Raw genomic sequence first — 15,063 nt, 5'->3', positions numbered from 1 at the left:
GTGATGGTTCGACGAGGGTTAGCGCAGCACCCAGTCGTTGAAGCGCTCGATCGCAACATCCTGATGCGCCGGCCAGTACGACGGGTCGATACGCACGCCGCGCTTCAGATTGTCCGGGAAGGTCGGCAGATTCTTCGCGCGCTTCGCATCAATGTACTGGAACGCGTCCGGATGCGTCGGCCCGACAGCCAGCGCACTTGCGACTTCCGCCTGACGCTTCGGGTCCGCGCAGAACGCGACGAACTGGCGGCAGGCATCGACATTGTCGCCGCCCTTCATGATGCCGAACGCCTGCGGACCGTAGATGTGGCCGTCCCAGGCAATCGCGAGCGGCGAGCCCGCATCGATGGCGGGCAGCACGCGTGCCAGCCAGCTGGAGGCCATCGCCACTTCGCCCGACTTGAGCAACTGCTCGCACTGCGCGCCCGTCGTCCACCAGATGTCGATGTTCGGCTTCACGCGGTCGAGGCTCTTGAACGCCTTGTCCAGGTCACACGGATAGACGCCGCTCGTCGGCGTGCCGGCGGCCATCAGCGCTTCTTCGATGGTGTCGAACGGGAACTTGCGCAGCGCGCGGCGGCCCGGGAACGCCTTGACATCCCACAGGTCGGCCCAGGAAGCGGGCGTCTTGCCGCCCTTGAAGGCGTCCGAGCGATAGGTCATCACCGTCGTGTAGACGTTATGGCCGATGGCGTATTGGTCGCGGAACTGCGCGGGGATCTTCGCGACGGCAGCGTTGCCGTCGAGATTCACCGGCTCCAGATAGACCTTGTCCTTGCGCGACAGAAGATACACGGCCGGGAAGCTCAGTTCGGCCATGTCCCAGGTCTTCGCGCCCGTCTCGACGATGCTCTTGATCTGCGCGGTCGGCTCAGCACCCGAGGCCACGCCCACGACTTCGATGCCCGTCGCCTGCTGGAACGGCTTGTACAGTGTGCGGGTGTAGATGTCGGTGTAGACGCCGCCGGAGTCGCGCACCACGAGGCGCTTCGAAGCGGCTTTCGCCGAGGTCCAGATGGCGGGCATCGCGAGTCCGGCTGCGCCGGCTACGCCGAGTCGGATGAAGTCGCGGCGCGAAGCGGTGGAAGTTTTCTTTTGGTCGTTTGCCATGTGGGTCCCCGAGGTGCGAAAACGGGCGCCGCGCGGACAGGCAAAGCACGCGCGGCGCCGCAAGAGTAATGGTCTGGCGGCTCGCCGCGCCTAATCAACGCATTCGACGCATTCGACGCGCCTCGCCAGCGTGCGCTCATGATCGGTCAGACGAGACGCTTCGCCAAACGAGATAAAAGCACCACATGATGCGAAATGCTCAAGACCGTGGGCGGTCGCAGTCGTCGTCTGCGGTGTATTCGCTGGCCTGTTTCAGCAGCCATTCGCGGAACTTCTCCAGCGGCTTGCCATGGCTGAGTTCGGTCGGATAGACGAGGTAGTAGGCGGAGTCAGCCTTGATGCTCGCCTCGAACGGCACGATCAGCCCGAACTGTTCGAGCTGTCCGCTGACCAAAAACTTCGGCACCAGCGCGACGCCCAGGCCTGCTGCGGCGGCGCTGATCGCCATGGTGTGCAGCTCGTAGCGCATGCCATGCATGGTGCTCGCATCTTCCACGCCAAGGCTCGCGAACCAGCGGGTCCAGTCGTCCGGCCGCGTGGTGGAGTGCAGCAGCGGATACGCGAGCAGTTCATGCACGTGCCCGATGGGCCGCTCCAGCAGCGAGGCCTTGCACACCGGCACCACTTCCTCGCCGAACAGGTAGTCCGCCGTCGTGCCGGGCCACGTGGGCTTGCCATAGTGAATGGCGGCTTCGAAGTGCGACTCGGCGAAGGAGAAGGCATCCGTGCGCACGCCCATGTTGACGCGCACGTCCGGCGTGCAGGCGTAGAAGTCGCCGATACGCGGAATCAGCCACTGCGATGCAAACGTGGGCAGCACGGCCAGCTCCAGATAACCGCCGCCGCTGCCGTGCGCGATGATGGAGAGCGTGTCGCGGTCGAGTTGTTCGAGCGAACGCCGCACCTGCGTGCCGTAGATGCGGCCCGCGCGCGTCAGCACCACGCGCTGCTTGGCGCGCACGAACAGGCGCACGCCGAGATTGGATTCGAGCGTGGCGATCTGACGGGAGATCGCGCTCTCCGTGAGGAACAGTTCCTTGGCGGCGTGCGTGAAGCTTTCATGGCGCGCGGCGGCTTCGAAGGCGAGCAGCGCGCCCATGTTGGGGATCTTGAACTTGCGCATGGTGATTCCAAACACTCATCAAGTCACAATTTAATCTCGCTTTACGCGCGGCACAACGATTAAAAATAATGCTGCCTTGCCGTAGCGGCTCCGCCTTGATGCGAGAAGGCCCGCGGCCAACGTCCAACCGCGATACCAGGCGACCATGCGAAATACGAATATCGAAAGCCTGCTCGAGCGTCTGCTCGGCTCCGAAAAGACGGGCTTGCTCTTCACGACCCTGAATGCCCCGTCGATCCTGAACGACTGGGAACCCGGCACCGTCACACGCGCCGAACTCGCCCAGGCGATGAACATGGCGCTCTTCGAAGGCCTGCTCGCGCGTTCGCCGAACGGCCGTACTTATACCGATGAAGCCATTGCCAGCGGCGGTTCCGTGTACTTCGACCACGGCGCGTTGCGCACGGTGCGCTGGCCGCAGAACGGCGGCCTGCCGCCGGGCGAAGCCGCGTTCACCCGCATTCTCCGGCCGCTCGGCTTCCGGCTGAACGGACGCTATCCGCTCGACAAGCTCGGCATGACTGGCCGTTCCTATGCCCATGAAGACGCGCCCGACGAGATCGCGCAGTTCTTCGTGAGCGAACTGCACCCCGAGCGCTTCTCGGAGACCTTCCAGCAGGCCGTGACCAACGTGGTGGGCGCATCGCGCGATCCGCTCACGCCGCTGGCGGTGGCGCAATTGTCGGAACTGGAGCGCGACGGCTCGCTGCCGCTCGACGCGGCGCACCAGCTGCTGCCGGTGATCGTCGGCGCATTCGAGCGTCAGCACGACCTGCCCATGCTGGCCGACTACGAGTTGCTGCTGGCGGAATCGGCGGAAATGGCGTGGATCGCCACCGAGGGCAACGGTTTTAATCACGCAACCGACCGCGTCGCCGACGTGTTCCAGCTCTCCGACGACGAAAAGGCCAAGGGCCGTCCGATGAAGCCCGATGTCGAACGCTCGCGTTCCGGACGCGTATTCCAGACGGCGTATCGCGCGGACACGGTCGAGCGCATGTTCCGCACCGCCAACGGCGACACGGTCACGCGCAAGGTGCCGGGCTCGTTCTATGAGTTCATCACGCGCAAGCGCGAGTTCGACCGTGCGGCCCGCGCCTGGGTCACCGACCTGCGCTTCGATGCCGGCAATGCGCAAGGCATCTTCAAGATGACAGCCGGCGCGGCGAAGTAAGGTGAGCGCGAAGCCGTATGCGGCGGATGCCGCCCAGTTGCAGTCGCTGCAACGCGACCTCGCGGCCGCGTTGCGCGGCGAAGTGCGCTTCGATGCCGGCGCGAAGGCGCTCTATGCGTCCGATGCGTCCAATTACCGGCAGGTGCCGCTGGGCGTCGTGGTGCCGCGCGATGTCGATGACCTCGCGCGTGCATTGGAACTGTGCCGTCAACATGACGTGCCGTTCCTGACGCGCGGAGGCGGCACATCGCAGAACGGTCAGTGCGTGAACGTCGCGGTGGTGGCCGACGCAAGCAAGTACGTGAACCAGGTCGTGTCGATCGATCCAGAGGCGCGCACGGCGATTGTCGAGCCGGGCGTGATCTGCGACACGCTGCGCGATGCGGCGGGCGCGCATGGCCTGACGTTCGGCCCGGACCCGGCGACGCACAGCCGCTGCACGCTCGGCGGCATGATCGCCAACAACTCGTGCGGCGCGCATTCGGTGATGGCGGGGAAGACCGCCGAGAACGTCGAGGCGCTGGAAGTGCTCACGTACGACGGCGCGCGCTTCTGGACCGGCCCGACTGCCCCGGATGAACTCGAACGCATCATCGCGAACGGCGGGCGGCAGGGCGAGATCTATCGTCAGTTGCGCGATCTGCGCGACCGCTACGCCGACGCGATCCGCCGCGAGTTTCCGCAGATCCGCCGCCGCGTGTCCGGCTTCAATCTCGATCAACTGCTGCCGGAGAACGGCTTCAACGTCGCGCGGGCGCTGGTGGGCACGGAAGGCACGTGCGCAGTGACGCTGCGCGCGAAGGTGCGCCTCGTGCACAGTCCGGCGAGCCGCGTGATTCTCGTGCTCGGCTTCGCGGATATCTTCGTCGCGGCGGATGGCGTCGCGCATTTCGAGCGCTTTGGTCCCATTGCTATCGAAGGACTGGATCGCGGCATCATTCGCGGCTTGCAGGCGCGTGGTCTCAAGGCCGACGAAATCGCGCTGCTGCCCGAGGGCGACGCGTGGGTCGTGCTCGAATTCGGCGCCGATACGCCCGCCGAAGCTCGCGCGCAAGCCGAAGAAGCGCGCGCGTTCTTCCTGTCCGGTGCGGGCGGCGAGGGCGTGACGGGCTTCGTCGTCGAGGAAAAGGCGAAGCAGGCGCTGATCTGGTCGATACGCGAAACGGGTGCGTCGGCGGTGGCGTTATCGGTGGATCCGTCGAAGCCGGACCCGATCATCGGCTGGGAGGACGCGGCGGTGGATCCGCTGCGTCTCGGTGATTATCTGCGGCGCTTCCAGGCGCTCGTGGACCGCCATGGCTACGAGACCTGCCTGTACGGCCATTTCGGCGATGGTTGCGTGCATGCGCGCATCACCTTCGATCTGCGCAGCGCGGAAGGCGTGCTGGTGTGGCGGCGTTTCCTGCGCGAGGCGGCGGAGCTGGTCGTGGAATTCGGCGGCTCGCTGTCGGGCGAACATGGCGACGGCCAGGCCAAGGCTGAGTTCCTGCCGATCATGTACAGCCCCGACATCATCTCGGCGATGGAGCAGTTCAAGGCCATCTGGGACCCGGCGCAGCGCCTGAACCCGGGCAAGGTCGTGAATGCCTATCGCGCCGACGAAAACCTGCGCATGGGCCCCGCGTACAAGCCCGTGCAGTTGCAGACGAAGCTCACCTTCCGCAGTCCCGAAGGCGACGGCATGCAGCGCGCGGTCGAGCGCTGCATCGGCATGGGCAAGTGCCGTTCGCTCGATGGCGGCACGATGTGCCCGAGCTTTCGCGGCAGCCGCGAGGAACGCCAGTCGACGCGCGGCCGCGCGCATCTGCTGTGGGAAATGCTGCAAGGCGAGGTCATCAAGGACGGCTGGGACAGCGTCGAAGTCAAGGAAGCCTTGGACACGTGTCTTGCGTGCAAGGGTTGCCGCAGCGACTGTCCGACGCATACCGACATGGCCTCGTACAAGGCCGAATTCCTGTCGCATCACTATGCCCGCAGGCGGCGTCCGCGCCAGGCGTGGTTCATGGGGCGCATCGGGCAGTGGGCGCCATTCGCCGCGCGCGCGCCGTGGCTCGCCAATCTCGCGACGTCGTTCCGCCCGCTTGCGCCGTTGAGCAAATGGATCGCCGGCGTGGCGAAGGATCGCGCGTTGCCGGTGTTCGCGCCGCGCACATTCCGCGCGACGGCGGCGACGCAAAGTCAGCGCGGCGTATCGAAGCCGACGCGCAAGGTGCTTTTCTGGGTCGATACCTTCAACGATCACTTCACGCCGGACGTGGCGCACGCCGCGAGCGACGTACTGACCGCGCTGGGCTATGAGGTCGTGCTGCCGAAGAAGCGTCTGTGCTGCGGCCGCCCCTTATACGACTACGGCTTGCTCGACGAAGCGCGCGCGATGCTGCGCGAAGTGCTCGACACCTTCGCCGACGAAATCCGCGCGGGCACGCCGCTGGTCGGTCTGGAGCCGGGTTGCCTGTCGGTGTTCCGTGACGAACTGGTCAAGCAGCTTCCCGACGATCCGCTCGCGCATCAACTGGCGCGACAGACCTTCATGTTCTCGGACTTCGTCGCCGATGCCGATTTCGACTGGCCGACACTCGACGCCGACGTGCTGCTGCACGGTCATTGTCATCAGAAGGCGCTGTTCGGCATGAAGAAGGAAACCGCGTTGCTCGGGCGTCTCGGCGTGCGCTGGAAGCTGCTCGATACCGGCTGCTGCGGCATGGCCGGCTCGTTTGGCTTCAATGCGGACCATTACGAGCTCTCGATGAAGATCGGCGAAGACAAGCTGTTGCCGCTCGTGCGCGCGGCGCAGCAGGACACGCTGATCGTGACCAACGGCTTCAGTTGCCGCGAGCAGATCGCGCACGGCGCACAGCGCGACACGCTGCATGTCGCGCAACTGCTGCAACGCGCGCTGCAACACGGCACGCGCAAGCCTGCGCCACAGCGCGAACTCACTTCGCTTGATGCGTGAAGCGCATCAAGTCCTGCAATTAACTCGCTTGAGCCCGGTTGCGCGCACTCGCACAATCGGGCCAGTTCCACTGGAGATCAATCCTTGAAAGCTTCCACCATTCTTTCCGATCTGGGCATCGCGCGTCTGGCTGAAGAAGGCGATATCGTCGTGCGCTCGCCGATCGACGGCGCTGTCGTCGGCCACGTGAAGAGCCACACGCAAGCACAAGCCGATGCCGCGCTCGCCGCCGCGAAGACCGCCAGCGAAGCATGGCGCAATGTACCCGCGCCGCGCCGTGGCGAACTCGTGCGCCTGCTCGGCAACAAGCTGCGCGAGAAGAAAGAAGCGCTCGGACGCATCATCACCCTGGAGACCGGCAAGATCTTTCAGGAGGGCATGGGCGAAGTGCAGGAAATGATCGACATCTGCGACTTCGCGGTCGGTCTCTCGCGGCAGTTGTACGGCCTGACCATTGCGTCGGAGCGTCCCGGCCATCGCATGGCGGAATCGTGGCATCCGCTCGGCGTCTGCACGGTGATCTCGGCGTTCAACTTCCCGGCGGCCGTGTGGTCGTGGAACGCGGCGCTCGCGCTCGTGTGCGGCAATGCCGTGATCTGGAAGCCGTCGGAGAAGACGCCGCTGACCGCGCTTGCCGTGGACCGCATTCTCGAAGACGCGCTCGCCGAATTCGGCGATGCACCCAAGGGCCTCACGTGCGTCATCAACGGCGGCCGCGAGATCGGTGCGCAACTCGTCGCGGACCCGCGCTCGTCGGTCGTCAGCGCGACGGGCAGCACCGAGATGGGCCGCACGGTCGGCATCGAGGTGGCGAAGCGCTTCGGCCGCTCGATCCTCGAACTCGGCGGCAACAACGCGGGCATCGTGACCGGAACCGCCGACAGCGAACTCGCGCTGCGCGGCATCCTGTTCTCGGCGGTCGGCACGGCGGGACAACGCTGCACGACATTGCGCCGCCTGTTCGTGCATGAGAGCGTGTACGAACAGACCGTCGCACGCCTGAAGACGCTCTACAGCAAGGTCGCCATCGGCGATCCGCTCACGGCCGGCACGCTGATGGGCCCGCTGATCGACGCGCAATCGTTCGAACGCATGCAGGCCGCGCTCGCACAGGCAAAGGACGAAGGCGGCACGGTGACGGGCGGCGAGCGTCATGTCGTGGCGGGTCTCGAGAACGGCTACTACGTGCGTCCGGCCATCGTCGAGATGCCGTCGCAGACCGCGGTGATGCTGAAGGAAACCTTCGCGCCGATTCTCTATGTGATGAAGTACCGCGAATTCAGCGAGGCCATCGAAGCGAACAATGCGGCGTCGCATGGTCTGTCGTCGTGCGTGTTCACCACGGACTTGCGCGAGGCCGAGCGCTTCCTCTCGGATTCGGGCAGCGATTGCGGCATCGCCAACGTGAACATCGGGCCGAGCGGCGCGGAGATCGGCGGCGCGTTCGGCGGCGAGAAGGAAACGGGCGGCGGCCGCGAGTCGGGCTCGGATGCATGGAAGGGCTACATGCGCCGTGCCACCAACACGGTCAACTATTCGTCCGCGCTGCCGCTGGCCCAGGGCATCGACTTTTCGATCGAATAAGCCGCGCGTTCCGGAGCCATCATGATGTACGACTTCACTGAGCCGTTCCGGAACCCCGGCGGCTCGCCGATCCGCGAGTTGTTCAAGTATCTCGGCGAGCCGGGGATGATCTCGCTCGCGGGCGGTTATCCGGCGAGCGACCTGTTCGATACCGAAGGCTTGCAGCGGGCCGCCGCAGCGGCATGGACGCAGCCGGCGCTCTGCCTGCAATACGGTCCCACCGACGGCTTGCCCGTGCTCAAGGACGCGCTCGCGCAGCTCATGCAGCAACGTGGCGTGTCGGTGCCCGCGGATCAATTGATGGTCACGACCGGCTCGCAACAGGGCTTCGATTTGCTGCTGCGCGTGCTGGTCGCGCCCGGCGATGCCGTGCTCACCGAACAGCCCGCGTATCCCGCCACCTTGCAGGCGCTGAAGATGCAACAGGCGCGCATCGTGACGGTGCCGGTGGATGCGCAAGGGCTCGATGTCGCGCGGCTCGCGGCGATGCTCGAAAGCGGCGAGGCGGGACGTCCGAAGCTGCTCTACACCGTGCCGACATTTGCCAATCCGACCGGCGCGACGCTGTCGCTCGAACGTCGCCGGGCGCTCGTCGAACTGGCGGTGAAGTACGGCTTCATCATCGTCGAGGATGAACCTTATGCCGACCTGCGTTTTGCAGGCGAGGCCTTGCCGTCGCTGCTGAAGGTGGCGCAGGACATCGACGGCGGACGCGAGCGCGTCGTGTATTTCGGCAGTCTGTCCAAGGTGGTTGCGCCGGGGATACGCGTCGGCTGGACCGTCGCGCCGGCGGACATCGTGCGACGCTGCACCGTCGCCAAGCAGACGGCCGACCTGTGCAGCGCGCCGTGGATGCAGGCGATCGCCGCCGCGTATCTCGCACAGGGCGCGTTGACGGAACACCTGCCACGCATCGCGGAGCAGTATCGGCGCAAGTGCGAGGCGCTGTGCGATGCACTCGATGCGCAGCTCGCCGGTGCGCTGCAATTCCAGCGGCCCGAAGGCGGGATGTTCGTCTGGGCGCGCATGGACGGTGTCGATTCATCGGAGTTGCTGAAGCATGCGATCGCGCAGAAGGTGCTGTTCGTGCCGGGCAAGGCCTTCTATGCCGATCACATCGATGCTGCCGCGTTCCGTCTGTCGTTCGCTGCGCCGGGTATCGGCGAGATAGGCGAAGCGGCAGCGCGTCTTGCGCGTGCACGCAAGGCGCTGCTCGGCGAAAGCCAAAGCTGATGACAAGAGAAAGCGCCGGGCATCGTGCCCGGCGCTTTCGCTCGTCCACGCCTCAGCATGAAGAAACAACAACATGTAGTGAATATTCGTAGTTTGACGCTGGTTTTGCGTTTTCGGATAGTCGCTTCCAGTCCGGTCAGCCGGCCGGCACAGCGCGCGGGGACCACGAGATACACGACACGCGCCTCTCGCATCACCCTCGTTCCCCGCGATCATCGAAAAGCAACCGGGTAGACGTACATAATGAAAAGAAGCTTGTTGGCAGGGGCGACCCTCTCGTCGTTGGCAGTCGCGGTTCCCTGCGCCGCGCAAAGCAGTGTCACGCTCTATGGCGTCATCGATGTCGGCATCAACTACACCAGCAACGCGCAGACCGGACGCGCGAACGGCGCGCTCAAGGGCGCGTCGCAATTCAACATGCAGGACGGCGGCTCGGGCGGCATCAGCGGCAGCCGCTGGGGCCTGCGCGTGAAGGAAGACCTGGGCGGCGGCTACGGGGCCATCGCCACGCTGGAAAACGGCTTCAACATCCAGAGCGGCACGCTCGGCCAGGGCGGCGCGGAGTTCGGACGGCAGGCCTTCGTCGGCCTCACGACGCCCTACGGCACTGCAACCGCCGGCCGTCAGTACGACTCCGTGGTGGACTTCGTGCAGCCGTATTCGACGGTTGCGATGTGGGGCGGCTATCCCGCCAGCCAGCCGGGCGATATCGACAATCAGGGCAACAGCCGGCGCGTCAACAACTCGGTGAAGTTCCGCAGCAAGGACTACGGCGGCTTCTCGTTCGGCGGCCTCTATAGCCTCGGCGGCGTGGCCGGCAGCACCGGACGCAACCAGGTCTACTCGCTGGGCCTCGGCTTTTCGCGCGGACCGTTGTCGATCGGCGCGGCCTACCTGAACGCGCGCGATCCGAACTACTCGTTCTTTGGCACCAATCCGTCTTCCGGCACCGCCGCGACCAGTAACAACATGGGCTCGTTTGGCTCCGCGACGGCCGCGCAATCGAATCCGATCTTCGGCGGCTATAGCTCGGCGCAGACCTATCAGGTCATCGCGACGGGTGCGTCGTACAAGTTCGGCGCTTCGACGGTGGCGCTGAACTACAACAACGTGCAGTTCAAGCATCTCGAAGCCGGCGACGGTCCGAACACGCTCGGCTATGCAGGCACCGGCAAGTTCGACACGGTCGAGGCGAGCTACACGTTGCAGGCCACGCCTTCGCTGCTCGGCGGCGTGGTGTACGAGTACGTGCGTTCCAACGGCGCGAATGATCGCGTTGCGGCGCATTACAACCAGGTCGGCGTGGGCGCGGATTATCTGCTGTCCAAGCGTACCGATGTCTATGCGATCGGCGTGTATCAGCGCGCCAGCGGCACCGATTCGTACGGTCAGTCGGCTGTCGCGGCCATCAACGGGCAGACGCCCTCGGCGAGCAACCATCAGTTCGCGCTGCGGCTGTCGCTGCGTCATCGTTTCTAAGTCCGGAATCATCCGTGCGGGCCCGGGCATGGTCCGGGCCCGGAACCACGCAGAGAGGAAAAATTGGAAGACGAACAACAACGCAACGACGGACCTCTTCAATATAGCCGCCGCGCCGTCATCAAGCAGGCGCTCGCGGGCGCGGCGATCACCGCGTTCCCGTTCGTGTGGACGCCCGCGCGCGCCGCGAACAAGCGCATCGTGGTGCGTGACGACGGCGGCGTCTATTCGCGCGCCTATGCCGCGCTGCTCTACAAGCCGTTCACGGAGAAGACCGGCATCGAGGTGATTGGTGTGCAGGCCAATGCGGACCCGACCGCACAGGTCAGAAGCATGGTCGAGACCGGCAGCTATACGTGGGACATGGCCAAGCTGAGCCAGCCGGCGGTGCTGATGCTCACCACGGGCGGCAAGGTGTATCTGGAGAAGCACGGTCTGGAATCGGACCCGGTCATCGCGAAGATCTCGAAGCAGTACATGTCGCCGTACGGTGTCGGGTCCGATGTCTACAGCACGATGCTTGCCTATCGCATCGACGCGTTCAAGGGCCGCAAGGCGCCGTCGTCGTGGGCGGATTTCTGGAATGTGCAGGATTTCCCCGGCCGGCGCGCGTTGCGCAAGTCGCCGTTCGATACGCTCGAAGAGGCCCTGATGGCCGATGGCGTGCCGACGCCGAAGGTCTACCCCTGCGACTTCGATCGCGCCTTCAAGAGTCTCGACAAGGTATCGAAGCACGTGGACGTGTGGTGGACCACGGGCGCGCAGGTCGAGCAGATGCTCAATTCGAGCGAGATCGACATGGTGAGCACGTGGGTGTCGCGGGCGCAGTCGGCGATTGCGCATGGCGCGCCGTACCGGATCGTGTGGAACCAGAACATCTCCAGCTTCGACAACTGGACCATCCTGAAGGGCACGCCGAATCTCGATGCCTGCCGCGAGTTCATCCGCTTTGCATCGGACCCGAAGATTCAGGCAGCGCTGGTCGACTGGTTCCCGGCCGGCCCGACGCAGCCCGAAGCGTACGCGATGCTCAAGCCCGAACTGGCGCGCAATTGTCCCGGCTATCCGGAGAACATGAAGAACGCGTTGCAGATCGATCCGGCGTTCTGGCAGGCGAATCAGGACAAGGCGATGGAACGTTTCAACGACTGGGTGCTGAAGTAAACAACTCGCGCCGCTCCGCTTTGGGGCGGCGCTTCTTTTCGAATGGAACGAACGATGGTCGATGCGGACAGCATGGTGAGCCGCCTGAAGGCGCTACTGGGCGATGACGGCGTGCTCACGTCGGCGGCTGACATGGATGGCTTTGTCGAGGACTGGCGCGGACGGCATCGCGGGCCGGCGCTGTGTGTCGCGTTGCCGGCGAACACGGAAGCCGTGTCGGAGGTCGTCAGGCTGTGCGCCGAACATGGCGTGCCGGTGCTGCCGCAGGGCGGCAACACGAGCCTCTGCGCGGGCGCCGTGCCGCGTGCCGAGGGTATCGCGCCGGTTGTGCTCAGTCTCTCGCGCATGCGGCGCATTCGCGGCATCGACATCGTGAATGGCTCGATGACGGTGGAAGCGGGTTGCGTGTTGCAAACCGTGCAGGAGACCGCCGCGAGTCACGGGCGGCTTTATCCGGTGAGTCTCGGGGCTGAAGGCTCGTGTCAGATCGGCGGCAATCTCTCCACGAATGCGGGCGGCACTGGCGTGCTGCGCTACGGCAACACGCGCGAGAACGTGCTGGGTCTTGAAGTCGTGCTGCCGGACGGCACCATCTGGAACGGCCTGCGCGCGCTTCGCAAGGACAATACCGGCTACGACCTCAAGCAGTTGTTCATCGGCGCGGAGGGCACGCTGGGCGTCATCACGGCGGCGACGCTGAAGCTGCATCCATTGCCGACGCATCGCGAGATCGCATGGTTCGCACCCGTCGATCCCGCCGCCGCCGTGCGCATTCTCGGGCGCTTCCAGCAGGTGTGCAGCGACCGCCTGACCGCGTTCGAAATGATCAACGCCACGCAGCTCGATCTCGTACTGCGGCACGTGCCTGACCGCCGCAATCCGTTCGATACGCTGCGCGAGTGGAACGTGCTCGTCGAGCTGTCGGATGTCGAATCGGGCGAGGCCATTGCCGCGCTGATGCAGGCCACGCTCGAATGGGCCGTCGAGGAAGAACTGGTCGAGGACGCGGTGCTCGCGTCGAGCGAAGCGCAGCGCATGGCGCTGTGGGAGGTGCGGCATAGCGTGTCGGAGGCGAACAAGAAGGGCGGCATGGGGCTCGTGACAGATTGCGCGGTGCCGGTTTCGGCGGTGCCCGAGTTCATCGCGCGGGCGACGGCGGCAGTGCATGCCATTGAACCCGGCCTCGACGTGCTGGTGGTCGCGCACATGGGCGACGGCAACGCGCACTTCGTGCCGTTCTTCACCTTCGAGCGCTGGAACACGCTCGCCGACCGCGATGCGACCGCCAGCGCGTTGCGCACCTGCGTCAACGACGTGGCGCATGAACTGGGCGGCACGTTCAGCGCGGAGCATGGCATCGGCCAGACCGGACTGCCCGCGATGGCGAAATACAAGGATCCCGCCGAGCTGGCGCTGATGCGCACGATCAAGCACGCGCTGGACCCGCGCAATCTTTTCAATCCGGGGCGTCTGCTTCCCTGAGGGAAACGGCTGGCGCTGAACTGCTTTTTCAAGGACTTGTTTCGATGCTCACTGCACACGCATTGCGCGGCATTTTTTCCGTGATCCCTTCTCCGGTCGATGAAAACGACTGCATCGACGAACAGGCCGCGCGGCAATTGATACGTTATCTGCTGGGCCAGGGCGTGGACGGTTTCCTCGCGCTTGGCGGCACCGGCGAATACGGCGGACTGTCGCAGCGCGAACGCGTGCGGATGATCGAAACCACGGCGAGCGAAGCGGCTGGCCGCGTTCCGGTGATCGCGGGCGTGCTGGACCCGGGCTATCACGATGCCATCGAGTCGGGCAAGGAACTCGCTGCTGCCGGCGCCGATGCACTGCTCGTGCTGACGCCTTACTACACGAACCCGACGCAAGCCGGCATCCGCGATTACTTCCTCCGTTATGCCGAAGCATCGCCGCTGCCCATCATGATCTACGAGATCCCGTACCGCACGCGCGTGGCTATCGACCCTGCCGTGTTGCATGAACTGTCGAAGCACGAGAACATCATCGGCATGAAGGCGTGCAACACGGACATGTGGCATTTCCTGCAGACGGTCGCGGGCGTGGATGCGGCGTTCTCGGTGCTGAGCGGCGAGGACTCGCTGTTCCCGATGCACGTCGCGGCCGGCGCGCGCGGCGGCATGCTGGTGACGGCGGCATATCTGCCAACGGCATGGCAGCGGATCTGGCGTCTCGCCGACGAACGCAAGATCGACGACGCGCTCGCGTTACACCGCACGCTGATCCCGCTGATGCAACTAATGTTCGCCGAATGCAATCCTGGCCCGTTGAAGACGGTGCTGGATGTGCTCGGCATCGATTCGACCCGTGTGCTGGCGCCGCTCGTGAATTCGGCGCCTGATTTGACAGCGCGTCTGCGCGAAGAACTCGTCCGGCAACTGGACATCTTCGAGACGGCGCGCTGAGTTTTTGTTCAAGGAAGTGACCTGTATGGCAACCATCAATCTCCAGATCAGCGGTCTGTGCAAGCGTTACGGCGACTTCGTCGCACTCGCGCCGACCGATCTCGACGTCGCGCAGGGCGAGTTCCTGACGCTGCTGGGCCCGAGCGGCTCGGGCAAGACCACGCTGCTGAGCCTCATCGCGGGGCTCGCGCAAGCGGACGGCGGCTCGATCCGCATCAACGGCGTCGATGTCACCGACGGCGCGCCGTATGACCGTGACATCGGCATGGTGTTTCAGAACTACGCGCTGTTTCCGCATATGACGGTGGCGGAGAACATTGCGTTTCCGTTGCAGATGCGCAAGGTCGATGCGGCCAGCGCGAAGAAGCGCGTCGCCGAGGCGCTGGAGATGGTGCATCTGCCGCACGTGGCGGGGCGCTATCCGCGTGAACTTTCGGGCGGGCAGCAGCAGCGTATCGCGCTGGCGCGCTGCATGGTGTATCGGCCGTCGATCATCCTGATGGACGAACCGCTCGGCGCACTCGACAAGAAGCTGCGCGATCACATGCAGCTTGAGATCAAGCGCATTCACCGCGATCTCGGCACCACGATCATCTACGTGACCCACGATCAGGAAGAAGCGATGACGATGTCGGATCGCATCTGCCTGATGGATGCGGGCAAGATCGCGCAACTGGGCACGCCTGCTGATCTGTATTTCCGTCCGAAGAATGTGTTCGTGGCGGATTTCCTCGGTGAATCGAATCTGCTCGATGCACAGGTCACGTCGCGCGAAGGCGATCAGGTGCGCCTCGCGATGCACGGCATC

General features: G+C 65.0%; 11 protein-coding genes. 9 read left to right on the top strand and 2 right to left on the bottom strand.

Going from position 1 to position 15,063, the window contains the following annotated elements; all coding sequences use genetic code 11:
• Positions 1–18: 18 nt before the first annotated feature.
• Positions 19–1,110, bottom strand: a complete 1,092-nt coding sequence (locus QCE88_RS40980) for an ABC transporter substrate-binding protein (RefSeq protein ID WP_309911713.1) — start codon at positions 1,108–1,110, stop codon at positions 19–21.
• A gap of 199 nt (positions 1,111–1,309) precedes the next feature.
• Positions 1,310–2,233, bottom strand: a complete 924-nt coding sequence (locus QCE88_RS40975; RefSeq protein WP_309911712.1) for a LysR family transcriptional regulator — start codon at positions 2,231–2,233, stop codon at positions 1,310–1,312.
• 145 nt (positions 2,234–2,378) lie between these two features.
• Between QCE88_RS40975 and QCE88_RS40970 the strand changes: the two genes are divergently transcribed.
• From QCE88_RS40970 to QCE88_RS40930, 9 genes are all read left to right on the top strand, one after another.
• Entirely contained in the window at positions 2,379–3,407 is a 1,029-nt protein-coding gene (locus QCE88_RS40970) for a DUF1338 domain-containing protein (protein WP_309911710.1), read from the top strand.
• Between the two features lies 1 nt (position 3,408).
• Positions 3,409–6,363, top strand: coding sequence for an FAD-linked oxidase C-terminal domain-containing protein (locus tag QCE88_RS40965; RefSeq protein WP_309911708.1), 2,955 nt, complete (start codon positions 3,409–3,411; stop codon positions 6,361–6,363).
• Positions 6,364–6,447: 84 nt separating this feature from the next.
• The gene (locus tag QCE88_RS40960; RefSeq protein ID WP_309911707.1) at positions 6,448–7,947 is read left to right on the top strand and encodes an aldehyde dehydrogenase family protein; all 1,500 of its coding nucleotides are present in this window, start codon (positions 6,448–6,450) and stop codon (positions 7,945–7,947) included.
• 24 nt (positions 7,948–7,971) lie between these two features.
• The gene (locus QCE88_RS40955; protein WP_309911734.1) at positions 7,972–9,180 is read left to right on the top strand and encodes a PLP-dependent aminotransferase family protein; all 1,209 of its coding nucleotides are present in this window, start codon (positions 7,972–7,974) and stop codon (positions 9,178–9,180) included.
• Between the two features lie 243 nt (positions 9,181–9,423).
• The gene (locus QCE88_RS40950) at positions 9,424–10,659 is read left to right on the top strand and encodes a porin (RefSeq protein WP_309911705.1); all 1,236 of its coding nucleotides are present in this window, start codon (positions 9,424–9,426) and stop codon (positions 10,657–10,659) included.
• Positions 10,660–10,722: 63 nt separating this feature from the next.
• Positions 10,723–11,823 carry an ABC transporter substrate-binding protein gene (locus QCE88_RS40945; RefSeq protein WP_309911704.1) on the top strand — a complete coding sequence of 367 codons (1,101 nt, stop codon included), beginning with the start codon at positions 10,723–10,725 and terminating at the stop codon, positions 11,821–11,823.
• 42 nt (positions 11,824–11,865) lie between these two features.
• Positions 11,866–13,305 (top strand): FAD-binding oxidoreductase, encoded by a 1,440-nt coding sequence (locus tag QCE88_RS40940; protein ID WP_309911703.1) that lies wholly within the window; start codon positions 11,866–11,868, stop codon positions 13,303–13,305.
• A gap of 44 nt (positions 13,306–13,349) precedes the next feature.
• Positions 13,350–14,255, top strand: a complete 906-nt coding sequence (dapA, locus tag QCE88_RS40935; protein ID WP_309911702.1) for a 4-hydroxy-tetrahydrodipicolinate synthase — start codon at positions 13,350–13,352, stop codon at positions 14,253–14,255.
• A 25-nt stretch (positions 14,256–14,280) separates the two neighbouring features.
• Positions 14,281–15,063: ABC transporter ATP-binding protein (locus tag QCE88_RS40930; RefSeq protein ID WP_309906457.1), on the top strand; the 783-nt coding region annotated here is incomplete at its 3' end.

Origin of the sequence: Caballeronia sp. LZ035 (assembly GCF_031451175.1) — a bacterium.
Classification (GTDB): Bacteria; Pseudomonadota; Gammaproteobacteria; order Burkholderiales; family Burkholderiaceae; genus Caballeronia.
The sequence above is the reverse complement of the archived record's forward strand: the minus strand, read 5'-3'. Positions and strand labels throughout refer to the sequence as shown.

Coding starts and splice junctions, on each gene's coding strand:
- QCE88_RS40955 (WP_309911734.1), top strand. CDS start 7,972: ATGTACGACTTCACTGAGCCGTTCCGGAACCCCGGCGGCTCGCCGATC.
- QCE88_RS40975 (WP_309911712.1), bottom strand. CDS start 2,233: ATGCGCAAGTTCAAGATCCCCAACATGGGCGCGCTGCTCGCCTTCGAA.
- QCE88_RS40950 (WP_309911705.1), top strand. CDS start 9,424: ATGAAAAGAAGCTTGTTGGCAGGGGCGACCCTCTCGTCGTTGGCAGTC.
- QCE88_RS40940 (WP_309911703.1), top strand. CDS start 11,866: ATGGAACGAACGATGGTCGATGCGGACAGCATGGTGAGCCGCCTGAAG.
- QCE88_RS40980 (WP_309911713.1), bottom strand. CDS start 1,110: ATGGCAAACGACCAAAAGAAAACTTCCACCGCTTCGCGCCGCGACTTC.
- dapA (WP_309911702.1), top strand. CDS start 13,350: ATGCTCACTGCACACGCATTGCGCGGCATTTTTTCCGTGATCCCTTCT.
- QCE88_RS40970 (WP_309911710.1), top strand. CDS start 2,379: ATGCGAAATACGAATATCGAAAGCCTGCTCGAGCGTCTGCTCGGCTCC.